This is a genomic window from Arthrobacter sp. FW306-07-I (genome assembly GCF_021800405.1).
Lineage (GTDB): Bacteria > Actinomycetota > Actinomycetes > Actinomycetales > Micrococcaceae > Arthrobacter.
This window is the reverse complement of record NZ_CP084550.1, coordinates 1,001,970-1,027,247: the sequence shown is the minus strand read 5'-3', so window position 1 is coordinate 1,027,247 and position 25,278 is coordinate 1,001,970. Positions and strand designations below refer to the sequence as shown.

The following is a 25,278-nucleotide window of genomic DNA, read 5'->3' as shown; positions in this document are numbered from 1 at the left end:
GGCTAGGCGAAGCTTTGGATCTGGATGCCGGCGTTCTCCAGCGCGGAGCGGACGGCGGCAGCCATCGCCACGGCGCCGGGGGTATCGCCGTGCAGGCAGATGCTTTCGGCCTTGACGGGGACCAGCGATCCGTCGGTGGCACGGACCACGCCGTCGCCGGCCAGGCGCAGGACATGTTCGACGACGTCGTTAACCTCATGCAGCACGGAGCCGGCTTCCCGCCGGGAGACCAGGGTGCCGTCCGGGTTGTAGGCACGGTCAGCGAAGGCTTCGGCGACGGTCCGCAGCCCGGCGGCGTCGGCCTGGCGCTGGATTTCGGAGTTGGGGAGAACCATGAGGGGGAGGGTGGGATCCACTGCGAGGATGGCGGCGACGACGGCGCCGGCCTGCTGCGGGTGGTTCACGATCGTGTTGTACAGGGCGCCGTGGGGCTTGACGTAGCGTACGGCGGTTCCACCGGCGAGGGCCACGGCCTGGACGGCGCCGATCTGGTAGACGACGTCAGCGGTCAACTCTGCGGGGGTCATGTCCACGAAGCGGCGGCCAAATCCTGCCAAGTCCCGGTAGCCCGGGTGGGCGCCGACGGTGACGCCGGCCTTCACGGCTGCCTGGCACGTGGCCATAATGCCCACAGGGTCGCCGGCGTGGAAGCCGCACGCTACGTTGGCACTGGACACGCTTTCAAAAATGGCGGCGTCATCGCCGAAGGACCAGTTCCCAAAGGACTCGCCGACGTCGCTGTTCAGGTCGATGCTGGGCATTGTGATCTCCGTCTCGGATTGGTGTCCTTCAAGAATGCCCTAAAAACTCAGATTGTTCAACAATCCGCAGCCCCCTATTTCCCACTCTCCCCCGACGCCCGCTCACATCTGGCAGGTTTTCCCCCGACGCCCGCTCACCTCTGGCAGGTTTTCCCCCGGCGCCCGCTCACCTCTGGCGGGTTCTCCCTGAACGCCTGCTCACCTCTTGGCGGGTTCTCATCCGAGGCCCGGGTGGGTTGTGGTGTTGTTCTATCAGTTGTGGTTGTTATCGGGGGGGTGAGTGCCCTCAGTGATGGAGCAACCAGGTTTGGAGAGCCCTGGTCGGTCGGGCGGTTCTGGGGGCTGGCCCCGGTACCCTTTTTGGTTGTTAAATGTGGGAGGCCCCAACCGTGTGGTTGGGGCCTCGACCAGTTAATGATGTTCCGGCGGTGACCTACTCTCCCACACCCTCCCGGGTGCAGTACCATCGGCGCTGTGGGTCTTAGCTTCCGGGTTCGGAATGGGACCGGGCGTTTCCCCCACGCTATGACCGCCGTAACCTTTTCACCCGAACCCCTTAGGTAATGCCGGGGGTGGGAAGACTTTGTGGTTACAACATTGGTGGTGTTGTTGTATTCAGTTGTTGGTTCCGTGCCATCGACCCCGGTGTTTTGGGGTTGTTGGTTGGGAACCACATAGTGGACGCAAGCAGAGTTTTGTATGTTTCTGTGTGGTGTAAGTTGTTGGCCTATTAGTACCGGTCAGCTTCACGAGTCGTTAGTCCTCGCTTCCACATCCGGCCTATCAACCCAGTGGTCTGGCTGGGGGCCTCTCACACCCGAGGGTGTATGGAAATCTCATCTTGAAGCGAGCTTCCCGCTTAGATGCTTTCAGCGGTTATCCCATCCGAACGTAGCTAATCAGCGGTGCACTTGGCAGTACAACTGACACACCAGAGGTTCGTCCGTCCCGGTCCTCTCGTACTAAGGACAGCCCTTCTCAAATTTCCTGCGCGCGCAGCGGATAGGGACCGAACTGTCTCACGACGTTCTAAACCCAGCTCGCGTACCGCTTTAATGGGCGAACAGCCCAACCCTTGGGACCTACTCCAGCCCCAGGATGCGACGAGCCGACATCGAGGTGCCAAACCATGCCGTCGATATGGACTCTTGGGCAAGATCAGCCTGTTATCCCCGAGGTACCTTTTATCCGTTGAGCGACGGCCATTCCACAATGTACCGCCGGATCACTAGTCCCGACTTTCGTCCCTGCTCGAGATGTCTCTCTCACAGTCAAGCTCCCTTGTGCACTTACACTCGACACCTGATTGCCAACCAGGCTGAGGGAACCTTTGGGCGCCTCCGTTACTTTTTAGGAGGCAACCGCCCCAGTTAAACTACCCATCAGGCACTGTCCCTGACCCGGATTACGGGCCGAAGTTAGATGTCCAAAGTGACCAGAGTGGTATTTCAACGATGACTCCACCCGAACTGGCGTCCGGGCTTCAACGTCTCCCACCTATCCTACACAAGCCACTCCGAACACCAATACCAAACTATAGTAAAGGTCTCGGGGTCTTTCCGTCCTGCTGCGCGTAACGAGCATCTTTACTCGTACTGCAATTTCGCCGAGTTTATGGTTGAGACAGCGGGGAAGTCGTTACTCCATTCGTGCAGGTCGGAACTTACCCGACAAGGAATTTCGCTACCTTAGGATGGTTATAGTTACCACCGCCGTTTACTGGGGCTTAAATTCTCAGCTTCGCCTTACGGCTAACCGGTCCTCTTAACCTTCCAGCACCGGGCAGGAGTCAGTCCGTATACATCGTCTTGCGACTTCGCACGGACCTGTGTTTTTAGTAAACAGTCGCTTCCCCCTGGTCTCTGCGGCCCCGATCCCCTCCCACCAGCGATGTGGTGTTCAAGGTTGGGGCCCCCCTTCTCCCGAAGTTACGGGGGCATTTTGCCGAGTTCCTTAACCATAATTCTCTCGATCGCCTTGGTATTCTCTACCTGATCACCTGTGTCGGTTTGGGGTACGGGCGGCTAAAACCTCGCGTCGATGCTTTTCTCGGCAGCATAGGATCACCAAATCCCCCCATACGGGGGTCCCATCAGATCTCAGGCCATATGAATGGCGGATTTGCCTACCATTCGCCCTACATCCTTAGACCGGGACAACCATCGCCCGGCTCGGCTACCTTCCTGCGTCACACCTGTTAATACGCTTGCCTCCCGGGATCAGGTCCTGCGCTCCACCAAAACCCTTCCGTCCAAAGGACGGTCGGGCAGGTTTCGGGCAGTTAGTATCCCCCGCTCAGCATGGGCGGTTTTTCGCCGGTACGGGAATATCAACCCGTTGTCCATCGACTACGCCTGTCGGCCTCGCCTTAGGTCCCGACTTACCCAGGGCAGATTAGCTTGACCCTGGAACCCTTGATCATTCGGCGGACGGGTTTCTCACCCGTCTTTCGCTACTCATGCCTGCATTCTCACTCGTGTAGGCTCCACCACTGGTTTACACCGCAGCTTCACCGCCCACACGACGCTCCCCTACCCATCCACACTCCTGAACCACGAAGGCTAGGACAATATGTGAATGCCACAACTTCGGCGGTGTACTTGAGCCCCGCTACATTGTCGGCGCGGAATCACTTGACCAGTGAGCTATTACGCACTCTTTTAAGGGTGGCTGCTTCTAAGCCAACCTCCTGGTTGTCTGGGCAACTCCACATCCTTTCCCACTTAGCACACGCTTAGGGGCCTTAGTTGGTGGTCTGGGCTGTTTCCCTCTCGACTATGAAGCTTATCCCCCACAGTCTCACTGCTGCGCTCTCACTTACCGGCATTCGGAGTTTGGCTGACGTCAGTAACCTTGTAGGGCCCATTAGCCATCCAGTAGCTCTACCTCCAGCAAGAAACACGCAACGCTGCACCTAAATGCATTTCGGGGAGAACCAGCTATCACGAAGTTTGATTGGCCTTTCACCCCTACCCACAGCTCATCCCCTCCATTTTCAACTGAAGTGGGTTCGGTCCTCCACGACGTCTTACCGTCGCTTCAACCTGGCCATGGGTAGATCACTTCGCTTCGGGTCTAGATCACGCCACTCACACGCCCTATTCAGACTCGCTTTCGCTACGGCTGCCCCACACGGGTTAACCTCGCGACGTAACACTAACTCGCAGGCTCATTCTTCAAAAGGCACGCCGTCACCAGAATCAGACTGGCTCCGACGGATTGTAAGCACACGGTTTCAGGTACTGTTTCACTCCCCTCCCGGGGTACTTTTCACCTTTCCCTCACGGTACTGGTCCGCTATCGGTCATTAGGGAGTATTTAGGCTTATCAGGTGGTCCTGACAGATTCGCACGGGATTTCTCGGGCCCCGTACTACTTGGGATACTCTCACAGGCGGTACAAACACATTACGGTTACGGGACTAACACCCTCTCTGGCCGGCCTTTCAAAACCGTTCACCTATGCGCGCACATCACACCCCACCAGCCCGGCAGAACTGGTATGGAAAGTCCCACAACCCCGACCATGCAACGCCCGCCGGCTATCACACATGGAACGGTTTAGCCTGATCCGCGTTCGCTCGCCACTACTAACGGAATCACTATTGTTTTCTCTTCCTGCGGGTACTGAGATGTTTCACTTCCCCGCGTTCCCCCCACGCACCCTATGTGTTCAGATGCGGGTCACCAGGCAACTCACGCCCCTGGCGGGGTTTCCCCATTCGGACACCCTGGGATCACAGTCCGGTTATCGACTCCCCCAGGCTTATCGCAGATTCCTACGTCCTTCTTCGGCTCCTAATGCCAAGGCATCCACCGTGTGCTCTTAAAAACTTGACCACAAAGATCAAAAACATTTTCGAGAGAACCACAGAAACTGTCCCGCGCACCCAAAGGCACACGAACCAGATCCAGGTTCATAATCTTGGAAATTGCTTCTTATACAAGATGCTCGCGTCCACTATGTAGTTCTCAAACAACAACCCCACACCACACACCCCACACACAACCCCCCAAAAAAGGAGTCAAACACGTGCAGAAACGTCATGGCAGGGAAACCAGAAACAAACAAACCCGGCAAGACCCGAAAGCCTCCCCGGTCCTGTTGTCTCAGGACCCAACAGTGTGCCAAACACTAAACCACCCGGAAAACCCCCGGCCCACCGTTCCAGAACCACCAGGGTTCGTACTAAAGAAGACCACAAGACCAGACAGCCGCTATTTGTTGATATTCCACCCTTGAGCACCCGCCACGGAACAGTCGTCCGTGCAACGGGCCTTTACTCCTGACAACACACCCACCACCAACATGCATTGGCGACGGATCATTGTAGGTGCTCCTTAGAAAGGAGGTGATCCAGCCGCACCTTCCGGTACGGCTACCTTGTTACGACTTAGTCCCAATCGCCAGTCCCACCTTCGACAGCTCCCTCCCACAAGGGGTTAGGCCACCGGCTTCGGGTGTTACCAACTTTCGTGACTTGACGGGCGGTGTGTACAAGGCCCGGGAACGTATTCACCGCAGCGTTGCTGATCTGCGATTACTAGCGACTCCGACTTCATGGGGTCGAGTTGCAGACCCCAATCCGAACTGAGACCGGCTTTTTGGGATTAGCTCCACCTCACAGTATCGCAACCCTTTGTACCGGCCATTGTAGCATGCGTGAAGCCCAAGACATAAGGGGCATGATGATTTGACGTCGTCCCCACCTTCCTCCGAGTTGACCCCGGCAGTCTCCCATGAGTCCCCGGCACTACCCGCTGGCAACATGGAACGAGGGTTGCGCTCGTTGCGGGACTTAACCCAACATCTCACGACACGAGCTGACGACAACCATGCACCACCTGTAAACCAACCCCAAAGGGGAAGGACTGTTTCCAGCCCGGTCTGGTTCATGTCAAGCCTTGGTAAGGTTCTTCGCGTTGCATCGAATTAATCCGCATGCTCCGCCGCTTGTGCGGGCCCCCGTCAATTCCTTTGAGTTTTAGCCTTGCGGCCGTACTCCCCAGGCGGGGCACTTAATGCGTTAGCTACGGCGCGGAAAACGTGGAATGTCCCCCACACCTAGTGCCCAACGTTTACGGCATGGACTACCAGGGTATCTAATCCTGTTCGCTCCCCATGCTTTCGCTCCTCAGCGTCAGTTAATGCCCAGAGACCTGCCTTCGCCATCGGTGTTCCTCCTGATATCTGCGCATTTCACCGCTACACCAGGAATTCCAGTCTCCCCTACATCACTCTAGTCTGCCCGTACCCACCGCAGATCCGGAGTTGAGCCCCGGACTTTCACGGCAGACGCGACAAACCGCCTACGAGCTCTTTACGCCCAATAATTCCGGATAACGCTTGCGCCCTACGTATTACCGCGGCTGCTGGCACGTAGTTAGCCGGCGCTTCTTCTGCAGGTACCGTCACTTACGCTTCTTCCCTACTGAAAGAGGTTTACAACCCGAAGGCCGTCATCCCTCACGCGGCGTCGCTGCATCAGGCTTTCGCCCATTGTGCAATATTCCCCACTGCTGCCTCCCGTAGGAGTCTGGGCCGTGTCTCAGTCCCAGTGTGGCCGGTCACCCTCTCAGGCCGGCTACCCGTCGTCGCCTTGGTAGGCCATTACCCCACCAACAAGCTGATAGGCCGCGAGTCCATCCAAAACCACAAAAGCTTTCCACCAACCACCATGCGATGATCAGTCATATCCGGTATTAGACCCAGTTTCCCAGGCTTATCCCAGAGTCAAGGGCAGGTTACTCACGTGTTACTCACCCGTTCGCCACTAATCCACCAGCAAGCTGGCATCATCGTTCGACTTGCATGTGTTAAGCACGCCGCCAGCGTTCATCCTGAGCCAGGATCAAACTCTCCGTTGAAAACAAACAGACACAACCACAACCACCGGAAATAACGGCGACCACGGCTGCACAAAATTTGAAACCAGCCAAAAACACCATGCACACCACGGCGTGGCGGCACAGCACAATCAACCAATCACATTACATAATCGGTATCAACAAACTTGGCACACTATTGAGTTCTCAAACAACAGACACACCCGGCACCACCCAAACCAACGTTCAGGATCGCTCCGGAGCAACTTTTCAAACTTACCCGATCCGGCCCGGCTTTGCAAACCACGTTCCCGCGTCCAAAACCACCAGAATCAGCCCCCACCCACACACAGCACGCCACAAAAGCGAACCATTTCCAGGCCGTTCAAAAAAGGGGGGTTGGCCGCTATCTTTCCGCTTCAGCGGCGGCGACTCAGAAAACAATACCCCCACACAACCCCCACCGCAAATCGACCGTTTCATCCGCAGGATCCGCGGAATCCAGGGGCAGGAAGGGTCATTGGCGCACCCAGGCCGCGCGCCGCCGTCGTAATTCCCCTGTGTGGTCTCCGGCACAGGTGGCGCACCCCGCCGTCTATGCCCACGACCAAGTAGCCCTCCCAGGGGAAACACGTAGTGATTACTCGAGCCGTTGGAAACGGTTCGAACCTAAAGTGATGACTGGAGCTGGCGGCGAAGGTGTTCGCCCGAGACCACGAACGCCTCCCCCAGCCGCCGCCAGCTCCGCACATGACACGGGAACAGGAAAGACGTCCCGCCAGAGCGAACCTCAAGATTGCGGCAATTAGTCCCGATATCGGACAGAGTGCCTTTCGCGTCATCCCTGACGTTCCTAGAGTGTCACTACGGCAATGGCCAGGGGACCGTCCCCAATGGACCAAGCCAAGGGGGACATATGGGCGCAGGTATTCCGAACGCCAACGCGGAAGCCTCCGTCGTGCCGCGTGCGAGGGGTGGAGTTCCTCTTCCTGCCCCGCCGAGGAAGCCCTTGGCAAGACCTCGCGCCATCCAGCAGAATTCCGCTTCCATGCGCAGGGAACATGAAGTACAGCGGCTGATCCGTGACCTCGGCGCCCTCGCAGCCTCGCATAGTCCCCAGACCCCCTAGGACCAAGTCCCGTACGACGCTTCCAACGCGATGGAGGCTGATAAGACCTGCCCGTCCGCCGTGTCCCGGTTCCAAAGACCCTGTTTCCCCACTTTCGCCCGCCCTAGTCTGGCGTCATCGATCACATCAAGGAGGCATTCATGCGCACAGCAGAACCAATGACCGACACCGAGCGGATCCATCGTCTCTCCGAGAACCTCCTGACTCAGTTGTCGAGGGGCAAGGAATGGGCCACGCCGGGCGTCCAGGCTGCGCTCCAGAGAGCAGTGGCCGGGCTGGATACTGGCATTGAGACTGCCTCCCCGCGCCTCCAAGCCATGTTGCGGCGGTTGGCGGATGAGCTCGCCGGAGGAGTAGAGACTCTCACGCCCCGGGTGCAGGAACAGCTGAAGCGCGTCGGCCCGAAAGTGTCCGTGCCGGCGCCAGTACAGACACGACGGCCCGCCGCCAAGGTGTGGTTGTGGATTCTCGGGCTCGCTGCCCTGGCGGCAGGGGCGGCCGTCTGGCGCTCGGCCCAGGCGTCAAAGCAGAAGCCAGCCCCGTCGAGTGAGCAGGAAGCCGGCGGCAACGATCCTAATGTCGACGCGGACCTTACCCCGGGACGAATGTAGGAGCGCCTGCTGGGGAGCCGGCAGGCGAAACCTCCGCGGGCCGCGAGGCGGGTGCCGAGGGCAACGGGTCACTGCCCACACGGACCAAGGTCGCCGGGGATGACCCTCTAACGAGACGAGCCGCGGATGTTCCCACCAGAACAGGAAGCATCCACGGCTCGTCCCTGGGGTAACTACTGACGCCAGCGCGAACGTGAATCTGTAGCCGACGGTTTGCAGGTGTACGTGGCTCCCTTGGCACTCAGCCCGACTGCACCCGCGGGTGAACAAAAAGCACCGGGTGTAACGCCCCCTGCCGGGGCGGGTGCCTGAGCAGGTCCCTGTGCGGCCTTCTGCGCCGCAGCCGCTTGCTCGGCGGCTGCCCTTGCAGCTGCGTCCCGTGCGGCTTGATCCGCTGCGGCTTTTGCCGCGGCAGCCTGGTCGGCCGCGGCCTTGTCGGCGGCCGCCTTGTCTGCAATAGCTTTGTCCGCAGCAGCCTTATTAGCTGCAGCCTTCGCGGCTGCTGCCTGTTCCGCAGCGGCCTTATCAGCCGCAGCCTTTTCGCTGGCGGCTTTCTCCGCGGCAACGTCGTCCAGGTTCTTGACGCCCAAGTGCACTGTGGATCCCTTTTCCGCCTGCGCACCGTTGGCAGGATCCTGGGTAACCACCTGCCAATTGCTCTTGACGATGATCGCCTTACCCTTGGCGCTGTCCACGGTCTCAACCTTGAAACCAAGCTTTTCCAACTGGTCCTTGGCCTTGTCCAGGGTCAGGTTCACCACGGCCGGGACCACGACTGTCTCCGTTGTTTGCGAAACGGCCGTTGCCGTTGCCGTTGCTGTCGGCTGCGTAGCCGCCTGCTTGCCGCCGCAACCGGTCAGCATGAGACCGGCCAGCACGGCAAGGGCCAGCGTCTTCTTCAACCTGCCAACTGCAGGAACTGTACTTGCTTTCACTTTTCCCCCTAGGAATGCGTGTGATGGTGATGAAAATTTCGCCCGGGTATTCCGGGAAAGACTGGCTTACTCGCAGGCGACACCGTCGGAGTCGCGATCCAGCGCGGGGCGGTAGCCCGGCTGGCCGGCGTAGATCGGTGCAGCTCCTGCGGCCCTCGCCGCACTGCAGTTCGCGTAGTAGGCAGCAGCAGGTGCCGGAGCAGGCGCAGCAGGTGCCGGGGCAACCGGTGCCGGAGCGGCCGGGGCCGGTGCAGGCGCAACGGCCGCCGGCGCGGGAACCGGGGCAACAGGCGCAGGTGCCGGCGCAACTGCCGCAGGTGCAGGTTCAGCCGCAACAGGGGCCGGAGCCGCAGCCTGCTGGTTTGTCGGGGCCAACTGGCCAGCGCAGTCGCCCAGGATCCGGGCCATAGCGTCGTGTTCGGCCTGGGTGACCCACAGCGAGTACGTCGCCTTCACGGAGATCTGGCGCGCCACGTACTCGCACCGGAAGCCCTTGTTCGGTGGCAGCCAGGTGGCCGCGTCGCCGTCGCCCTTCTTGATGTTGGTGGGCCCATCGGTGGCCTGCAGGTTCAGCGGGTCATTCGCAAACGCCGTCCGCTGTTCCGGGGTCAGCTGCTGGGCGCCCTTTTGCCACGCATCGCTGAGCGCCACTACGTGATCGATCTGCACGGCGCTGCTGGTGCCGGAGCCCCGAACAAAGCTGATGGTGGTGCCCGTGTAGGGATCCGCGAGGGTGCCGGACTGCACCTTGCACGGCACACTGTTCGTGTACGTGATGCCGGTGAGGTCGCGCTTGAGGATGTCGTTGCGGGTATCGCAGCCGTTGCGGTCAACGTCCGCCCACGCTTGGCCGAACCGCGCCCTGTCATACCCCGTCTTTGGGGCCCGGCCCTTGATGGGAAGGGTCGCCAGCACATCCATTGCTTTGGTGGCATAGGCCGGCTGCGCGTTCGGCGCCGTGGCAGTGACGCCGGCGGCAAGGACGTACGGATTCTCCGGGTCCAGCGGTTCCCCGGTTTCCTGCGCGGTGGGAGTTGGCGCGGACGACGGCGACACCTTGGGTGTTGCGGTGGGGCTTGCCTTCGCCGGGGCTGCCTTGGCCGTGCTCTCCGACGATGCCGCCTCAAGGTCCGCGCTGGCAACACGCGGCAGGGCGACGGCACCACCAATGAAGAGTGCCAGCGACGCAACGACAGCGACAGCGCCGGCCTTCCGGTTCGCGGGAAGCCAAGCCCACGAGCGGCGTCCCGTGAGGAGGACATACAGGCCGGTGAGTGCGAGTGAAATGGCCAGGACGACCAAGGCACCGCCGAATCCGCCGCTTACTGCTCCGAGGAGCATGAACAAGGCGGTAATAGCGCCAACAATAAAAGTTGAAGCGCGGGGTTTCCGCGGCGGCTTCGGTGCCGGCGCGAAAGAGGCAAACCCGGGAAGGGTTTCGTAGTCGGACATTCATTCCCCGTTTATGAGGGGCGACAATTGCTGATGCCCCTTCATTTGCCGGGCCTGCTGCTAAGCCTGGCAAAACTCATCACCGAGGAGCCTATGCGTCCTGCGAGGCTGGAAAGCTGCGCGGCTGCGATACTCGGCGAACATTCAGCCAGTCTTGATGCGACCTTGAGGAAAGGTGTCGCAATTGGCATTCGGGGCTTAACAATTAACCGCGATGTTCACGACGGCGATGCCCCACATGTGGCTGCCATTCCCCGCAGCAAAAAGCAGGGATAAAGTAGCCCGCATGCAAATGCGCCTTGAAGTTGTCCAGGTCCCGGTGTCCGACGTCGACAGGTCCAAAGCGTTCTACACAGAAAAGCTGGGCTTCATCCTGGACCACGACGTGGAGCACATCCCCGGCATGCGCGTGGTCCAACTGACTCCCCCGGGCTCGGCCGCATCGGTGGTCATCGGCACCGGGATGACCACCATGACGCCGGGCAGCCTGGAAGGACTGCAGCTGGTGGTTCCCGACATCGCTGCAGTCCGAAGCGAGCTGGTCCGGCGCGGCGCAGATATCAGTGAGATCCAGGACCTCGGCGGCGTCCTCTTCGCCTACTTCAGCGACCCGGATGGCAACCGTTGGGTGATGCAGGGACAGACGCAGCAGCACATCCGGGACGCCCACAAGGCCTAGGAAGAATCCGCCCCAGCCTCCCGCACGTCCTGGACGACTTCGTTGTGGCGCAGGAACCACGGCTTGAACGGCGGGTCGAAGCGGGCGAACCGGGGCGGCCCCACCGGCGTCAGTCCCGCCAGCGTAAGGGCGGCCTGCAGACCTTTGTTGCGCTTCTCAAACGCAGAGTCGGAGCCGCCGCCAGAGAATCCCACTACTGCGGCGAGGGAACCCGGCACCCCGCGCACCCTGACCTTTGGGTCGGTGGGTGCAGGGGCGGTTTCAGCCGTCACGCCCGCCGGGAGCACAAAGGCCACCGTGAATTCAGCAGGCTGTCCGGAACCGGGCAGCGGACCGCTTTGGAGCACCGGGGCGGTCATGGCCAGCTTCTGCGGGCCCAACCGCGGCTCCTGCAACACGGGGGCGGTCATGGCCAGCTTCTGCGGGCCCAACCGCGGCTCCTGCAACACGGGGGCGGTCATGGCCAGTTTCTGCCGGGCAGTGTTGTTGCCGCTGATGTAGTTGAAGAGATACCGGAAGGCGGCGTTGCCGGCGCGGTCAAAGCTGGCTGTCACCGTCACCTCGGCCACGACATAGTCCGGGTAACGGCGCAGTTCAAAGTGCGGATAGCGCCGGACCAACTCATAGGGCTGCTGCTCGGTCATAGTGGAGCCGAGCTTACGCCGGTCGGACGGGCGCGGCCAGGCCGAAGGGCACTACCAGGCCGGGGTCACCCGACTCCCTTCGTTGCCCGCCTCCGGAAACGGCCGCGCACGGCGGAAACTCCACGCAGGACGGCAGCCAGGACCCCAATGGCACCGAAGATCATCGTCAGGAGAACGCCCACACCACGGAACCACACACCGTCACTCTCGTACCCCGCCACAATGGCCTGGCTCGGATCGTCTTCGGCATAAAGCACCGTTGCGTCGCCGCCAACTACGGGGTGTTGGTCATGTTCCACGGCCGCGAATGTCCGGTGAGGCGACCCATCCGCCGTCGTAAAATCCACGGTGATCCGCCGCTGGGAAGCCTTGGTGACATCGTCGAAATCCACGATCGTTCCGGTCGCCTGCGAACCCGTCCGCGCGAGCTCCTCATCAGCGTTGATCATCAGGCTGCCCACGACGATGAGGATTGGACCCAGACAGAGGACCAGGACGGTCACCGCCAGGTTCACTATCCCTTTCCACGACAACTTCGATCCGCGGCCCGCGTCAGTTCTTCCCCCAGTCACGGGTCCCATTCTGCCGGAATATGTTGCCAAGCCCACGCTGCCCCCTATTGCCCTTTGGTAAGCAAGCGAAGCATAATAGTTAGCAGAACTAATTAGCATTGCTAAGGAACGTCCCGCAGGAGGCGCACCCGCTTACATGCCACCCACCCAAAGCAAAAACACCGCAACCGTCGACCCCAACGCTCCCGACACGCTCGCCATCGATCTCCGCACCGCCGTGATGCGCACTTCGCGCCGGCTCCGCGTCGAGGCCACCGGCGACGCCATCACCCCCGGCCAGTACACCGTCCTCGCCCTCCTGAACGGCAACGGCCCCAGCACGCTGCGGGACCTGGCCAAAAGCGAGCACGTCCAGGCACCGTCCATGACCAGGATTGTCAACGCGCTGGCGGACCAGGGCTTCGTCACCAGAAGCGCCGATCCCGACGACGGCAGGCAGGTCCGTGTGGACATCACCGACGCCGGCAGGACAGTTTTGGAAGAGGCACGGAGCCAGCGGACCGCCTGGCTGGCCCAACGCGTGGCGGGCCTCAGCGAGGAAGACCGGCTCATCCTCAGCCGCGCAGCCCGCATCATGCAGGAAATGAGCGGCAAATGAGCGCGATGTTCCGGGCCCTCGAAAACCCCAACTACCGCATTTGGGCCAGCGGTGCCATCGTCTCCAACATCGGCACCTGGATGCAGCGGGTGGCGCAGGACTGGCTGGTACTGACGGTCCTCACCGACCACTCGGGTGCCGCCGTCGGCCTCACCACGGGCCTGCAGTTCCTGCCCATGCTGTTGTTCGGCCCCTACGGCGGCGTGCTGGCGGACCGCTACCGCAAGCGCATTATTCTCATGTGGACGCAGCTGGCCATGGGGTTCACCGGCCTCGCCATCGGGCTCCTGGTGGTCACCGGCACCGCCCAGCTGTGGCATGCCTATGTGGCGGCGTTCTGCCTCGGCCTGGCCAGCGCGGTGGATGCCCCCGCGCGGCAGGCCTTTGTTTCCGAACTGGTGGGCCAGGAAAACATCTCCAACGCGGTGGCCCTGAACTCGGCATCCTTCAACACCGCCAGGCTCACGGGCCCGGCTATCGCCGGCGTCCTCATCGCTTGGGTGGGCACCGGCCCGGTGTTCCTGCTCAACGCCGCCAGCTTCGCCGCCGTCCTGATTTCGCTGTTCCGGATCCGCGTCACCCAGCCCGCCCCCGCCCCAAAGGGAGAGCGCAACAAGCACCAGGTGGCCGAAGGCGTCAGGTACGTGCGCCGCAGGCCGGACCTGATGCTGATCATGGTCCTGGTGGGCATCCTGGGCGCGTTCGGCATGAATTTTCCCGTCATCAACTCGTTGATGGCCACCACTGAATTCAGCATGGGCCCAAGTGAATTCGGGCTCCTCGGCTCGATCATGGCCGTGGGCACGCTGGCCGGAGCCCTCCTGGCGGCACGCCGCTCCGGCCCCCGGCTGCGGTTCCTGCTGGGCGGGGCACTGGGACTGGGAATCTTCACCATCCTGGGCAGCATTGCGCCAACGTTCTGGGTTTACGCCGCCATCCTGATTCCCGTGGGCTTGGCGTCCATTACCTTCCTGAACAGCTGCAACACCAGCATTCAACTCTCGGTGGAGCCGCGGTTCCGCGGCCGTGTACTGGCCCTGTACCTGGCCATCCTCCAGGGCGGCACCGCCATAGGTTCACCTCTGGTCGGCTGGATCGGAAGCCAGTTCGGGGCCCGATGGTCCGTCGCGGTGGGCGGCATCGTGGTGCTGCTCGCAGGCATCGCCGCCGTTGTCGCGGTCACCAAGCGGAACCGGCTCACCCTTCGGGGCGCGCTCCGCCTGGCCTTGGGCCGGCGCGAGCCCGCGGTGCAAGGGCCGGGCAGCTGACCGACCTTAGTCCCCCGATGCCGGCAGGAGCGCTGCGCGGCGGGCGATTTCCTCGTTGACAGAAAGCAGGAGTTGATTAGCGGGGCCGGGTCCATCCGAAGGGGCGGACCGCTCCAGTGCATGCCGCAGCAGGAGCAGGTCGGCGGCCGGAACGAGCGGCCAACGCCGGAAGGCATGGAATCCCCTGCCTTGTGCGGTGGTAGCGGGTCGGATTTTTCCGGTGAGCGGTTGGCCTGCAGCGTTCATCAGCAGCTCTCATGAGTGACTTGCCAGCTGACTGCTCAACCACGGGTAGGGACAAGATAACCAGAAGAGAGCGGTCACGCCACCCATTCCTACAAGCTGTGGATTTATGACGGGTTCTTCCCCACGATGTCCACCGAGATTTCGACCACCGGGGTTGTTCCCTTGTTCTCCAACCAGTGGGTAGTGTGCCGGTCCTCCTTCCAGCCCACACCGGGCCCAAACTCGTTGACAGCGCCGTCCCGGTGCTCCGTGACGGTCCCCTGCAGGACGTAGACGGTCCCGGGCCGGCCTTTATGGTCATGGAGCGGGCCGAAGACGCCCCCGGGTTCGATAGTTATCATCCTCATCCGCAGCTGCCGGCCTTCCATGCCATCAATCTCACCGCCAAGGTCGACAGTTGCCAGCAACTCCACCGCAACGCCCTTCGCGTCAGGCACCGCTTCGTCCCCGCCCATTGCCCTTCCTTTCCTTTGCACCGCTTACGACGGCGGCGCCGGCCTGCCGCTGCCACGCACCCGGGTGCGGGTGCTTGGGCGGCACGTGCCGGCGTCGTACTTCTCTGGGCTGAGCCTGCAACTGCAGGCCCCGGCCGTCAAGACGGAATCGAGGAAATGTTGAGGATATTGCCCTCGCTGTCCATGAACCAGGCACCCTTGCCCATGCCTTCCATGGTGGCGATGCCGTTCTCGGTCTTCAGGCCCGGCATGTCGTAGTCCTCAAAGACCACGCCGCGAGCCCGCAGTTCTTCCACTTCCTTTTCCACATCATCGACGCCCCAGGACATCTGGGTGTTCTTAGCGGAACCTGCGTTGTCCGTCCGGTACAGCAGGAACCCCGTTCCCTTGCCGCACCGGTAGATCAGATTCTCGTTTTCGATGGTCTGAGCCGGTTCAAGGCCCAGCTTGTCCCGGTAAAACTCCCTGGCCCGGTCAATGTCCTTGGCAGGCAGAACAGCCATGAGTTCCTTATCTTTGAGCATGACAACAAACCTCCTTGCGGTGTGATGGCGTTGCTCTCCCCCGAAGACGGCCCGGCCCTCGCCGGACCTCGTGGCCGTCCTTCCCGCCGACTGCCGGGCGGCCACCCGAAACCCCGCTTTGAAGCGGTGGCAGCAGCCATCGAACGCGGGGTCCCCGAAGTCTACGAAGCCATTATGGAACCGAAAACCGCGGGACGAAATAGGGGATTTTTTTGGGGCTGCAGCCGGGTCCGGCGGCTATTTTCGTGCCGCGCGGACGGCCTTGCGCACCGCAGAACCCGCCGCCGAGACAAGGGGAACCAGGCATACCAGGGCAGCTATGGTGTTGGGACGGAAGGCCGGTTTTCCCTTCACCGTGCGGTAGACGCCGAGCGGCACAACGAAACCGCCACCTCCTCCCCCGGACGCCCCTTCTTCTGATTCCGTGCCACCGCCGAAGCCGAAGCACACCAGCGCGACGGGCACGATTTCCTCGCCACCCAGGTTCACAGGGGTTCCATAGGCGCGGGTAACGCCCATGTTCTTAAAGGACTCGGCAAGGGATGCAAGAGTGTCAGCCATGGCCTTACCTTAGGAACTGCCAAGTCCGGGGAAAAGGTCCATAAGTCCCGCCGACGCTGTCAGCTCTTCCCCTACTTGCGGATTTCGGCGATTCGAAGCCGCACGATGTCCTTCACCACGTCCTCAGGAACAGGGTGGCCGGCGGAGAAGCGGATGGTGCCTTTGGACAGCGAAAAGCCTTCAAGCCGGTCCGCCACCGCCTCAACGACGTTGCCCGAGAACGGAAAGATGGAAAGGTGCGTTGCGGCAACCGCCACCGCGAAAAGCGGCTTTCCGTCCAACTTCAGGGCGGGCATCCCGTAGCTCATGCCCTCAGTAGCGTCAGGAGCCAGGGACCGGGCAACGCCGACCATGTGTTGCAGGCAGCCGCGGTCAGGTTCGTGCATCCCGGCCAGTGCGTCGTCCACCACGCCCATCGAAAGCGTCAGCCCTTCCTGGCCGCCACCGCAGATGCCAGCGCTGCCAGCCCCCGCTCATAGTCGGCACCCACCATCTTGTCCATGTCCATGAACAGGGCGAACACCTTGCCCAGGCCCTTGTTCTCCCCCGTCATCCGCCAGGTCACCTCCGTACCCGTGTCCACGGGGGTGAAGCTGAACGTCGTGGGATTCAGTGCCTTGAACGGCCTGGTGAACTGGAGCCGGATCCGGATCAGGCTGGCGGGTATGGATTCGGTGATCTCCATGGTGCCGCTGCCCGCCTTACGGTTGCCCCGCCACTCATACCCCGCGCCCTCTCCGGCCTGGCTGCCGAAGTAACGCCGGTTCATGGAGGGATCAATCGTTTCCCACGGGGACCAGGCCGCCCATTCATGGAAGTTGTTGACCAGCGGAAAGACCTCCTCCGGAGCAGCAGGAATCACAGCAGTACGGCGGACTTCAAAAGCGGACATGGCCCCAGCATAGGATCGGGAGCCACCACACTGAAGACCTTCGTTACGGAAGGACGACGTTTACCGGGTCCTTGCCTTCGAGCAGCAGCCCGATCTGCTTCCGGAGCAGCCGGACCATCCGGGGGAACATGGCAGAGCTGGCGCCGCCCACGTGCGGGGTGATGAGCACGCCGGGGGTGGTCCACAGCGGATGGTCGGCCGGCAGCGGTTCCGGATCGGTCACGTCCAAAGCAACCCGGAGGCGGCCGGTCGAGGCCTCGGCGAGCAGGGCATCGGTGTCCGCTACGGGACCGCGGGCCACGTTGACCAGCAAGGCCCCGTCCGGCATGGCCGCCAGGAACTTGGCGTCCACCAGCTTTTCGGTCTGCTCACTCAGGGGAACACTGACCACCACGATCTCGTGCAGGGGCAACTGCTCGTAGAGCGCATCGATCCCGTAAATGGTTCCGCGTTCGTCTTCCCGCTCCCGGCTGGCCACGCGGGTGACCTCGGTTTCGAACGGCAGGAGCCTTGCCTCGACGGCCTTGCCGACTCCCCCGTAGCCAACCAGCAGCACGCGCCGGTCTGCCAGGCTGGGGCGCTGGCTATTGTCCCAGGTCCCGGTCTCCTGGTTCCGGACAAAGTCCGGGATCCCACGCTGGGAGGCCACCATCATGCCCACGGCGAGCTCCGCCGTCGACGTCTCATGCACTCCGGCCGCGTTGGCGAACGTGACGCCTGCCGGCAAGACCGAGGCGACGCCGTCGTACCCGATGGACTGGCTCTGCACCAGGCCGACGTCGACTCCTTCCAATGCGGCGAGCGCCATCGGCTTGCCCATATAGGCCGGAACCAGCAGGTCAAACCGCCCTTCCGGTGCCGGCTCCGTCAGGTCCCAGCGGACAAACTCGACGCCGTCAATCGGCTCGAGCGCGTCAATGAGCCTTTGATCGGGCAGGCACACGCGCAGCCGGGCGGTCATGCGGCGACCATCAGCTTCACATTGGCAGCGCTCAGGGCATTCTCGATTTCGGGCGGCGGCGGCGCATCCGTCACCAGCATGTCCACCGCCTCGAAAGCGGCAAGCCGCGCCAGCGCGTACCGGAGCATCTTCTGGTGGGTTGCCACCACCACTACCTGTTCGGCTGAATTCATAAGGGCGATCTTAGTGGCGCGCTCAACGTCCCGCTCGATGTAAAACGCCTCGTCATGGATTCCGGATACGCCGATGAAGGCTGTCTTGGCGCGCAATCCTGCTGCCGCGCTGACGGTCATGGGGCCGTTGAAGGCCTGGCTGTCCAGCAGCAGCTCTCCACCCAGGCAGATGGTTCGCGCTGCCGTCAGCTGCAGGCAGCGCTGGATGGTCGGTGCCGAGTGGGTGATGATGGTGCCCGTGAAGGACGTGGGGAGCTGCTGCGCGATCTGGTAAGTGGTGGTGCCGGCGTCCAGAATGATCGCGTCCCGCTCCCCGACCATCGAAACGCAGGCCCGCGCCACCCGGAGCTTCGCCTCCGCATCCTCCCGCACCCGCGCGGCGAAGTCCGCGTTCTGCCCGTGACCGTCCACGGCGCTGACGCCACCGTGGACCACCCGGGCCAGGCCCAGCTTGGACAGTACGCGGGTGTCCCGCCGGACCGTCATGTCCGAAACTGCAAACGTCTCCGCCAGGTCGGTCGTGGAAATGAACCCGCGCCTGCCCAGCTCATCCAGGATGGTGCGCTGCCGAGGCGTCAGCGCACTCTCTTTCCGTGCGGTGCTCATAACCCCTTCTTTCCTCCCCAATAAACCGGGCCGAAGCCTGGCGGGATGTTGCAATTCCAACATCCGTCTACCTACGAAAGTACCCCGGAAGTTACATTCGTAAGCTCAATGGGACGGCCTTCCGTAATGGAACGCTCCGCAGCCAGTCCCATCCGCACCGACTGCAGGCCATCCGCGATGGTGACCTCCACCGGCCCTTCGCCCAGGATGGCCTTCCGGAAGCCCAGGTGTTCGTAGTACGTGGAGCCGTGGTGCGCACCTGCCGCAAGGACGGCCTCATCCACGGGAACCTCGTGCTTTTCCGGGCCCAGAGGGGACCTCGGGCTGAACTCAACGGTAGCTTCCGCCTCATCACCGGGAATCCAGTGGTTGGCAGCTACCGGAATGAGGGTTTCGATCTTGGCGGCGTCCCCCACGATGGAGATCCGTTCCTGGAACTTGGACCCTTCGGCGAACATGGACAGTTCCAGCATGGCCCGGCGTCCGCCCTTGAAGTCGACGATTACATACGCGTTGTCCACCATGTCCGGGATGCGTCCGCTGTACACCTCGTCCATATGGTTCACGTCGTGGCCGCCGCTGGCGTAAACGCGGACAGGCTCGTCCTGCAGGATCAGCCGCATCAGGTCAAAGAAGTGGCAGCACTTTTCCACCAAAGTTCCACCTGTCCGTTCGGCGAAGCGGTTCCATGCGTCCACCTTGTGCAGGAACGGGAACCGGTGCTCCACGATGGAGAGCATGTAGATGTTGCCCAACTTGCCGCCATGCGCAGCCCGGATGACTTCCTGCACCGGGGGCATGTAGCGGTATTCCATGGCCACCCAAACCGGCGCGGGGTAGTTGGCGGCGAGCGCTTCCAGTTCGTCTGCCTGCCCGGCGCTGGTGCAGACGGGCTTTTCCACCAGCACCGGCAGGTTGGTTCCACTGGCGAAGATGTCCTTCAGGATTCCAAGGTGCGTGTCGTTGGGGCTGGCAATGACCAGCGCATCCACCAACCCCGAGGCCAGCAGTTCGTTGTGGGTTGGGAAGGTCTGCACGTCATGGCCGATCTCCCTGACCGTCTCCTCCAGGGACGACGGCGTGGGATCCGAGACTGCGGTGATTTGGCTTCCAGGGATCAGGGCCAGGTTCCTGACATGTTCACGGGCCATGTGGCCGGCTCCGATAAGGCCGTACCGGATTGTCCGTACTGATTCCGCAGTAGGCACTGACATGAGCTGCTCCGTTTCTCTACGTTGGGTGGGGGGACCGCGGCGTTGCATCCCAAACACAACTATACAGAAAGTGTTGTTTTTCCAACATAGCGTGTGTATATTTCTTCAGTACCAGCCGGAACTACATCGAGGTGGAACGTGCCCCAACCGACAACTGGAACCCTGCTCTTCGTAGGATGCGCCACTCTTGACTCCATTGCCCTGGTGCAGGATTACCCCGCGGCGGACAGCCGCACGGTTGCCACGGACTTTGCGACGGCGGGCGGCGGCCCGGCAGCCACCGCGGCTGTGGCAGCAGCCCGGGCAGGAGCAAGGACAGCCTTCGCAGGAGTCCTGGGCACCGACGAGGAAGGTGACCGCATCATCCACGGCCTTGAGGCCGAGGGCGTGGACACGTCCGCCGTCGTCCGGGACGCCGCGGTCAAAACCGGCGCCAGCGTGATCGTGGTCAGCCGGGCCACGGAGAGCCGGGCTATCGTCACCCGCCCGGTCCCGCCGGTCAGCTTCCCCGCAGGCAGCCGCTTTTCCCAACTGCTGCAGTCCGCGGCATGGGTTCATGCCGACCACCTGGGCTGGAACGCTGTGGCCAACGCCTCCGCCCGCCCCGGGACAGTTAACATCAGCGTCGACGCCGGCAATCCGATTCCGGCCTTCAGCCCCCGCGGCATCGCCCTCTATGTCCCCACCATCGAAAGGCTCCGCGCTGAATACGGCGCGGACCTCTCCCCCCAGGCCCTCCTGCAGAAAGCGCTCGACGACGGCGCCTCCGTCGTCGTCGCCACCGCCGGCTCAGACGGTGCCTGGGTTTTGGAACGCGGCGGTGAACCTGTTCACGTGCCGGCCACCCCCGCAACCGTCGTCTCCACCCTCGGCGCCGGAGACGTGTACCACGGCGCACTGCTCGCCGCCGTCGCCGCCGGGCTTCCCCTCGTGGAGGCCGCAGCATTCGCCGGCCGCACCGCCTCCGCCTCCTGCGGCGGGCTGGACGGCCGCTCCGCCATCCCGCACCAGACCATCATTTCCGTCCCAGCCTCCATCTGAACCAGCTGAAAGAAGCAGCCCATGAGCCACACAGACCTTTCCCCCCTCCAGCGCCCGTCAGGCGCCTTCGCGATGCTGGCAGTAGACCAGCGCGAAGCCATGCGCAACATGTTCGCCGAACACACCGACCAGCCGGTCACCGACGAGGACCTCCGCGACTTCAAGCTCGAAGCGGCCCGGATCCTCAGCCCCTATGCATCAGGCATCCTGATCGACCGGCAGTTTGCGCTGGACCAGGCCATCGACGCGGGCGTGGTTGACCCCAGCTGCGGGCTCATCGCCTCCGCCGACCACTTCGAGCCCGCGCACGGGGAGCTGGTGGGCGAGGTGACCATCGACAAACTGGTGGACCCGCACAAGTACAAGGCCCTGGGTGCGAAGGCCCTGAAACTCCTGGTCCTCTACCGCCCCGACGAGCCCGCCGAGGGCCGCGTGGCGATGGTCCGGGAATTTGTCGAAAGCTGCCGGTCCGCCGGGCTGATCAGCATCATCGAACCCGTCTCCCGCAAGCCCCTTGCCGGCGGCGACTTCGACTGGAACGCCGGCATCCTGGCCGCAGCCAAGGAACTGGGCAGCCTCGGCGCCGACCTCTACAAGGCCGAGGTCCCCTACAAGGGCCAGGCTTCCGAAGATGAGGTCCGCGCGGCCTGCGCCGAACTGACCAAAGCCATCGACGGCCCCTGGGTGGTCCTGTCCTCCGGTGTTCCCGAGGACGTCTTCCCCGACGCCGTCCGGTGGGCCTGCCTGGAAGGCGCCAGCGGCTTCCTGTCCGGACGTGCCGTCTGGGCATCCTGCATCGGCGCCCCCGACGTCGTCCAATCCCTGTCCACCGATGCCGTCCGCCGGCTGCAGCACCTGTGCGCCGTCGTTGACGAGGCCGTCTCCGCCCAAAGGACCCACGCCTAGCACCCGTGGCGCGCCGCAGCGTGCCGCCGGGGCAACCCCTTCCGCAGTAAGCAAACGAAGTAAGCAACGCAGTTAGCAAGCAAGGCACAGCAAACACTCAACGAGGAGATTATTGTGAGTCAGATTTCACGCAGGCAGGCAGTCGCCCTTCTCGGGGCCCTTGGCTTCGGCGCCGCTGCGGCAGCGTGCGCCGGACCCGGCGGTTCCACCAAGCCGGCCGGCGCCTCCGGACCGGCGGCCCCCTCCGCCGGTGCCGTCACCGGAAAGGTGTCCTTCGCCCACTGGCGCGGCGAGGACAAGGCCGTGTTCGACGAGCTCATCAAGCGCTTCGCCGCAAAGCACGACGGCGTTGAAGTTGCCCAGGACATCTCCACCTCCAACGACTACAACGCCCAGGCGCTGCAGAAGCTGCGTGGCGGCTCCATCGGCGATGCGTTTGCCACCTTCCGTGGCGCACAGTTCAAGAACTTCACCGAAGCCGGAATCTACACCGAACTGAAGGACAGCCAGGCGGTAAAGAACTACCAGAAGGGCCTGCTGTCCGCGGGCCAGAGCGGTGACAGCCAGCTGGGCCTGCCCTACCAGGTGGTGTTCCCCATGCCGATGGCCAACCTGGACCTCTTCGATAAAGCCGGCGCGGAGATCGCCCCCAAGAACTGGGACGCCTTCCTGGCCATGTGTGAAAAACTCGCCTCCGCCGGTCTCATCCCCATCTCCTGGCCCGGCGGCGACGTTGGAAACGGCGGCCAGCTGTTCAACTGCATGATCGCCAACAACGCCCCCGTGGACGACATGTGCGCCCAGATCGAGCAGGGCAAGCTCAAGTGCACCGACGACTGGTTCATCAAGATGCTGAACCAGTACAAGGACCTGAGGCCGTTCGTGCAGCCCAACGCCACCGGCACCGCGGTGGAGCCGGCCCAGAACCTGTTCTCCCAGGGCAAGGCGGCCATGCTGGCCACAGGCTCGTACCACCTCGCCGCTGTCCGCGGACTTGGCGCCAAGTTCCCCATCGACCTGGTGTTCCCCAACACCACCTCCGATGGCAAGGGCAAGTATGAGGGTGCCTACAACGCCACCTTCATCCTTGGCGTCAACTCCGCCAGCAAGAACCAGGCCGCCGCGGCAGCGTGGATCGATTTCCTCTCGGAGCCGGAGAACGCCGGCTACTACGCCAACCAGACGGCCCAGCATGTGGCCGTGGACAAGGTGGAGTACACCAACCCGGACCTGAAGCGGCTGAGCCCCTGGCTGCAGAAGAAGACCGCGCTCGCCGCCAGGTTCCAGTTCAACAACCTCGACGTCCGCAACGCGGTGGAGGCCAGCGCCACGGCCGTCATCTCCGGCACCAGTCCGGAGCAGGCAGCCGCTGCCGCCCAGAAGATTGTTGACGAACGGCTATGAGCATCCATCCCGGAACGGCCGCCAAACGCAAAGCGACGGACAGCCCGGCACCAGCAAACCCTGCCAAGGTCCGCCGCCGCTCCCCCACCCGGGTGAATCCGGCGCTGTACCTTTTCCCGCTGCCCGCAGTCGCCGTCGTCGCCTTCTTCCTGGTGATGCCCACACTGCAGGCCTTCCAGTACGCCATCACGGACTGGAACGGATTCTCCGCGGCGTTCAACTACGTGGGCCTGGACAACTTCGTCCGCGCGTTCACCAAGGACTCACTGTTCACCAACGCACTGACCAACAACCTGAAGTTCGTGCTGCTGGTGGTGATCGCCCAGACCCTGTTCTCACTGGTGCTGGCACTGCTCCTGACGAAGAATTCACGCGGCAGCATCCTGCTCCGCGCCCTGTTCTTCTTCCCCACCATCCTGTCCTCGGTGTCGGTGGCCTTCATCTGGAAGTTCATCTACGACCCCAACTTCGGCCTGGCGAACTCGGTCCTTCGAACCGTGGGGGTGGATGGGGGCGCCTATCTCGGCAACGACGCCCAGGCCCTGTACTGGGTGGCCGTTACCCAGGTGTGGTTCCACTCGGGCCAGATGATGGTGGTCTACATCGCGGGGCTGCAGGCCATTCCCAGGGAACTCTACGAAGCAGCGGAAATGGACGGCGCCAACAAGTGGCAGCAGTTCAAATCCATCACCTGGCCGTTCGTCGCCCCGGCCACGTCCATCGTGGTGGCCTACACCACCGTGCAGTCATTCAAGGCCTTCGACCTGATCCTGGGCATCGCGGGCAACCCGCCCAAGGCCTCCCTGGACATCCTGTCCACCCGCATTTACAGCACCTTTGCCAACTCGGAGTTCGGCTACGCCGCCGCCCAGTCGATCATCTTCATGGCGATGATCGCCCTGGTCACGTGGCTGCAGCGCCGCCTGCTCCGGCTGACCCCGAAGGGGGACTAGCAGCATGCTCGCCTCATTCAGCCGCCGCGCCATCCTGGCCATCTATGCGGTCATCATCATCATTCCCCTCACCGTGGTGGCCTTCGGCAGTTTCAAATCCACGCAGGAACTGTTCGCAGGGCCGTTCAGCCTGCCGCACTCCCTCGCCCCTGACAACTTCGCCGAGGTGGTGGGAGGCCAAAACCTGGGCTCGTCCTTCATGAACAGCGCGATCGTCACCGGCATCTCCGTGCCGCTTACCCTGTTCCTGGCCAGCCTGGCAGGCTACGCAGTATCGCGTCTGAAGGGGTTCATGTCTTGGGCCATCTTCGGCTTCCTGGTCCTGGGCATGGCCATCCCCGCGCAGGCGAACATGGTGCCGCTCTACGTGCTCTTTGGGCGCCTTGGCCTGCTGGACAGCCTGGCCGGACTCATCCTGGCCAACGTGGTGTCCACACTGCCAATTGCCGTCTTCATCCTGGGCGGGTTCATGCGGACCCTGCCCAAGGAGCTCTACGAAGCCTGCTCCATCGACGGAAGCGGGCCCTGGAAGACCTACTCCTCCATTGCACTGCCGCTCTCCGCACCCTCCATCGCCGCCGCCGCCATCTTCCTGTTCGTCATCCACTGGAATGAGCTGCTGTACCCGCTGCTGTTCATCCAGACCCCCGGCAACCGCACCCTGCCGCTGGCACTGCTGAGCTTCCAGGGCGAGTTCCAGACCAACTACCCGCTCCTGTTCGCCGGCGTGATCCTGGCGTCCCTGCCGGTGGTAGTGGCCTACGTCTTCCTGCAGCGCTACTTCGTGGCCGGCATCACGGCGGGCGCCAGCAAGGGATGAGTACGACGACGACATACGGGTCCGCGGGCGGCAGCCCGCTGCCAGCCA

General features: G+C 62.7%; 22 protein-coding genes and 3 rRNA genes. 9 read left to right on the top strand and 16 right to left on the bottom strand.

Annotated elements, in window-relative coordinates; genetic code table 11:
* Nucleotides 1-2 precede the first annotated feature (2 nt).
* The 4 genes from LFT46_RS04820 to LFT46_RS04805 form a co-directional block, all read right to left on the bottom strand.
* Nucleotides 3-761 (bottom strand): LamB/YcsF family protein, encoded by a 759-nt coding sequence (locus tag LFT46_RS04820; protein ID WP_236821414.1) that lies wholly within the window; start codon nucleotides 759-761, stop codon nucleotides 3-5.
* 420 nt (nucleotides 762-1,181) lie between these two features.
* Nucleotides 1,182-1,298: ribosomal RNA gene (gene rrf / locus LFT46_RS04815) — 5S ribosomal RNA — on the bottom strand.
* 172 nt (nucleotides 1,299-1,470) lie between these two features.
* Nucleotides 1,471-4,600 (bottom strand): 23S ribosomal RNA (locus LFT46_RS04810).
* A gap of 505 nt (nucleotides 4,601-5,105) precedes the next feature.
* Nucleotides 5,106-6,628: ribosomal RNA gene (locus LFT46_RS04805) — 16S ribosomal RNA — on the bottom strand.
* Together the 16S, 23S and 5S rRNA genes form the textbook arrangement of a ribosomal RNA operon.
* 1,227 nt (nucleotides 6,629-7,855) lie before the next feature.
* Between LFT46_RS04805 and LFT46_RS04800 the strand changes: the two genes are divergently transcribed.
* Nucleotides 7,856-8,326 carry a hypothetical protein gene (locus tag LFT46_RS04800; protein WP_236801302.1) on the top strand — a complete coding sequence of 157 codons (471 nt, stop codon included), beginning with the start codon at nucleotides 7,856-7,858 and terminating at the stop codon, nucleotides 8,324-8,326.
* A gap of 173 nt (nucleotides 8,327-8,499) precedes the next feature.
* Here the strand turns inward: LFT46_RS04800 and LFT46_RS04795 are convergent, their stop codons facing one another.
* Nucleotides 8,500-9,261, bottom strand: coding sequence for a PASTA domain-containing protein (locus tag LFT46_RS04795; RefSeq protein ID WP_236821413.1), 762 nt, complete (start codon nucleotides 9,259-9,261; stop codon nucleotides 8,500-8,502).
* A 66-nt stretch (nucleotides 9,262-9,327) separates the two neighbouring features.
* Nucleotides 9,328-10,602, bottom strand: coding sequence for a GmrSD restriction endonuclease domain-containing protein (locus LFT46_RS04790; RefSeq protein WP_236821412.1), 1,275 nt, complete (start codon nucleotides 10,600-10,602; stop codon nucleotides 9,328-9,330).
* A 397-nt stretch (nucleotides 10,603-10,999) separates the two neighbouring features.
* Between LFT46_RS04790 and LFT46_RS04785 the strand changes: the two genes are divergently transcribed.
* The gene (locus LFT46_RS04785) at nucleotides 11,000-11,392 is read left to right on the top strand and encodes a VOC family protein (RefSeq protein ID WP_236801299.1); all 393 of its coding nucleotides are present in this window, start codon (nucleotides 11,000-11,002) and stop codon (nucleotides 11,390-11,392) included.
* Here the strand turns inward: LFT46_RS04785 and LFT46_RS04780 are convergent.
* Complete coding sequence (locus LFT46_RS04780) at nucleotides 11,389-12,036, bottom strand: SOUL family heme-binding protein (protein WP_236821411.1); 648 nt, start codon at nucleotides 12,034-12,036, stop codon at nucleotides 11,389-11,391. The genes LFT46_RS04785 and LFT46_RS04780 overlap by 4 nt on opposite strands.
* Nucleotides 12,037-12,101: 65 nt before the next feature.
* Entirely contained in the window at nucleotides 12,102-12,551 is a 450-nt protein-coding gene (locus LFT46_RS04775; RefSeq protein WP_236821410.1) for a DUF3592 domain-containing protein, read from the bottom strand.
* A gap of 193 nt (nucleotides 12,552-12,744) precedes the next feature.
* On the opposite strand from LFT46_RS04775, the gene LFT46_RS04770 reads away from it, so the two are divergent.
* Entirely contained in the window at nucleotides 12,745-13,206 is a 462-nt protein-coding gene (locus tag LFT46_RS04770) for a MarR family winged helix-turn-helix transcriptional regulator (protein WP_236821409.1), read from the top strand.
* Nucleotides 13,203-14,474: an MFS transporter gene (locus LFT46_RS04765; RefSeq protein ID WP_236821408.1), complete on the top strand. Its 1,272-nt coding sequence runs from the start codon at nucleotides 13,203-13,205 to the stop codon at nucleotides 14,472-14,474. The genes LFT46_RS04770 and LFT46_RS04765 overlap by 4 nt, the downstream gene beginning before the upstream one ends.
* Before the next feature lie 350 nt (nucleotides 14,475-14,824).
* On the opposite strand, the gene LFT46_RS04760 is transcribed toward LFT46_RS04765, so the two are convergent.
* From LFT46_RS04760 to LFT46_RS04725, 8 genes are all read right to left on the bottom strand, one after another.
* Entirely contained in the window at nucleotides 14,825-15,175 is a 351-nt protein-coding gene (locus LFT46_RS04760; RefSeq protein WP_236801294.1) for a cupin domain-containing protein, read from the bottom strand.
* Between the two features lie 137 nt (nucleotides 15,176-15,312).
* Complete coding sequence (locus LFT46_RS04755; protein ID WP_236801293.1) at nucleotides 15,313-15,699, bottom strand: VOC family protein; 387 nt, start codon at nucleotides 15,697-15,699, stop codon at nucleotides 15,313-15,315.
* A 237-nt stretch (nucleotides 15,700-15,936) separates the two neighbouring features.
* Nucleotides 15,937-16,260, bottom strand: a complete 324-nt coding sequence (locus LFT46_RS04750; RefSeq protein WP_236821407.1) for a hypothetical protein — start codon at nucleotides 16,258-16,260, stop codon at nucleotides 15,937-15,939.
* Nucleotides 16,261-16,331: 71 nt separating this feature from the next.
* Complete coding sequence (locus LFT46_RS04745) at nucleotides 16,332-16,676, bottom strand: iron chaperone (protein WP_236821406.1); 345 nt, start codon at nucleotides 16,674-16,676, stop codon at nucleotides 16,332-16,334.
* Between the two features lie 8 nt (nucleotides 16,677-16,684).
* Entirely contained in the window at nucleotides 16,685-17,152 is a 468-nt protein-coding gene (locus tag LFT46_RS04740) for an SRPBCC family protein (protein ID WP_236801290.1), read from the bottom strand.
* Between the two features lie 43 nt (nucleotides 17,153-17,195).
* Nucleotides 17,196-18,113, bottom strand: a complete 918-nt coding sequence (locus LFT46_RS04735; protein WP_236821405.1) for a 2-hydroxyacid dehydrogenase — start codon at nucleotides 18,111-18,113, stop codon at nucleotides 17,196-17,198.
* Entirely contained in the window at nucleotides 18,110-18,892 is a 783-nt protein-coding gene (locus LFT46_RS04730; protein WP_236821404.1) for a DeoR/GlpR family DNA-binding transcription regulator, read from the bottom strand. Before LFT46_RS04730 ends, LFT46_RS04735 begins: the two co-directional genes overlap by 4 nt.
* A gap of 71 nt (nucleotides 18,893-18,963) precedes the next feature.
* Complete coding sequence (locus LFT46_RS04725; RefSeq protein WP_236821403.1) at nucleotides 18,964-20,106, bottom strand: Gfo/Idh/MocA family protein; 1,143 nt, start codon at nucleotides 20,104-20,106, stop codon at nucleotides 18,964-18,966.
* A gap of 138 nt (nucleotides 20,107-20,244) precedes the next feature.
* On the opposite strand from LFT46_RS04725, the gene LFT46_RS04720 reads away from it, so the two are divergent.
* The 5 genes from LFT46_RS04720 (at nucleotide 20,245) to LFT46_RS04700 (ending at nucleotide 25,230) form a co-directional block, all read left to right on the top strand.
* Entirely contained in the window at nucleotides 20,245-21,147 is a 903-nt protein-coding gene (locus LFT46_RS04720) for a PfkB family carbohydrate kinase (protein ID WP_236821402.1), read from the top strand.
* A gap of 21 nt (nucleotides 21,148-21,168) precedes the next feature.
* Nucleotides 21,169-22,053, top strand: coding sequence for an aldolase (locus LFT46_RS04715; RefSeq protein ID WP_236821401.1), 885 nt, complete (start codon nucleotides 21,169-21,171; stop codon nucleotides 22,051-22,053).
* Between the two features lie 114 nt (nucleotides 22,054-22,167).
* Nucleotides 22,168-23,457 (top strand): ABC transporter substrate-binding protein, encoded by a 1,290-nt coding sequence (locus tag LFT46_RS04710; protein WP_236821400.1) that lies wholly within the window; start codon nucleotides 22,168-22,170, stop codon nucleotides 23,455-23,457.
* Nucleotides 23,454-24,410: a carbohydrate ABC transporter permease gene (locus tag LFT46_RS04705; protein ID WP_236821399.1), complete on the top strand. Its 957-nt coding sequence runs from the start codon at nucleotides 23,454-23,456 to the stop codon at nucleotides 24,408-24,410. Before LFT46_RS04710 ends, LFT46_RS04705 begins: the two co-directional genes overlap by 4 nt.
* Nucleotides 24,411-24,414: 4 nt before the next feature.
* Nucleotides 24,415-25,230, top strand: a complete 816-nt coding sequence (locus LFT46_RS04700; protein ID WP_236821398.1) for a carbohydrate ABC transporter permease — start codon at nucleotides 24,415-24,417, stop codon at nucleotides 25,228-25,230.
* The last annotated feature ends 48 nt before the right edge of the window (nucleotides 25,231-25,278 follow it).

Bases quoted from the DNA above. Each gene is read 5' to 3' on its own strand.
- LFT46_RS04740 (WP_236801290.1), bottom strand. From the start codon at position 17,152: ATGTCCGCTTTTGAAGTCCGCCGTACTGCTGTGATTCCTGCTGCTCCG.
- LFT46_RS04755 (WP_236801293.1), bottom strand. From the start codon at position 15,699: ATGCTCAAAGATAAGGAACTCATGGCTGTTCTGCCTGCCAAGGACATT.
- LFT46_RS04715 (WP_236821401.1), top strand. From the start codon at position 21,169: ATGAGCCACACAGACCTTTCCCCCCTCCAGCGCCCGTCAGGCGCCTTC.
- LFT46_RS04820 (WP_236821414.1), bottom strand. From the start codon at position 761: ATGCCCAGCATCGACCTGAACAGCGACGTCGGCGAGTCCTTTGGGAAC.
- LFT46_RS04765 (WP_236821408.1), top strand. From the start codon at position 13,203: ATGAGCGCGATGTTCCGGGCCCTCGAAAACCCCAACTACCGCATTTGG.
- LFT46_RS04750 (WP_236821407.1), bottom strand. From the start codon at position 16,260: ATGGCTGACACTCTTGCATCCCTTGCCGAGTCCTTTAAGAACATGGGC.
- LFT46_RS04700 (WP_236821398.1), top strand. From the start codon at position 24,415: ATGCTCGCCTCATTCAGCCGCCGCGCCATCCTGGCCATCTATGCGGTC.
- LFT46_RS04790 (WP_236821412.1), bottom strand. From the start codon at position 10,602: ATGCTCCTCGGAGCAGTAAGCGGCGGATTCGGCGGTGCCTTGGTCGTC.
- LFT46_RS04745 (WP_236821406.1), bottom strand. From the start codon at position 16,676: ATGGGCGTGGTGGACGACGCACTGGCCGGGATGCACGAACCTGACCGC.
- LFT46_RS04730 (WP_236821404.1), bottom strand. From the start codon at position 18,892: ATGAGCACCGCACGGAAAGAGAGTGCGCTGACGCCTCGGCAGCGCACC.
- LFT46_RS04800 (WP_236801302.1), top strand. From the start codon at position 7,856: ATGCGCACAGCAGAACCAATGACCGACACCGAGCGGATCCATCGTCTC.
- LFT46_RS04705 (WP_236821399.1), top strand. From the start codon at position 23,454: ATGAGCATCCATCCCGGAACGGCCGCCAAACGCAAAGCGACGGACAGC.
- LFT46_RS04760 (WP_236801294.1), bottom strand. From the start codon at position 15,175: ATGGGCGGGGACGAAGCGGTGCCTGACGCGAAGGGCGTTGCGGTGGAG.
- LFT46_RS04735 (WP_236821405.1), bottom strand. From the start codon at position 18,113: ATGACCGCCCGGCTGCGCGTGTGCCTGCCCGATCAAAGGCTCATTGAC.
- LFT46_RS04770 (WP_236821409.1), top strand. From the start codon at position 12,745: ATGCCACCCACCCAAAGCAAAAACACCGCAACCGTCGACCCCAACGCT.
- LFT46_RS04785 (WP_236801299.1), top strand. From the start codon at position 11,000: ATGCAAATGCGCCTTGAAGTTGTCCAGGTCCCGGTGTCCGACGTCGAC.
- LFT46_RS04725 (WP_236821403.1), bottom strand. From the start codon at position 20,106: ATGTCAGTGCCTACTGCGGAATCAGTACGGACAATCCGGTACGGCCTT.
- LFT46_RS04780 (WP_236821411.1), bottom strand. From the start codon at position 12,036: ATGACCGAGCAGCAGCCCTATGAGTTGGTCCGGCGCTATCCGCACTTT.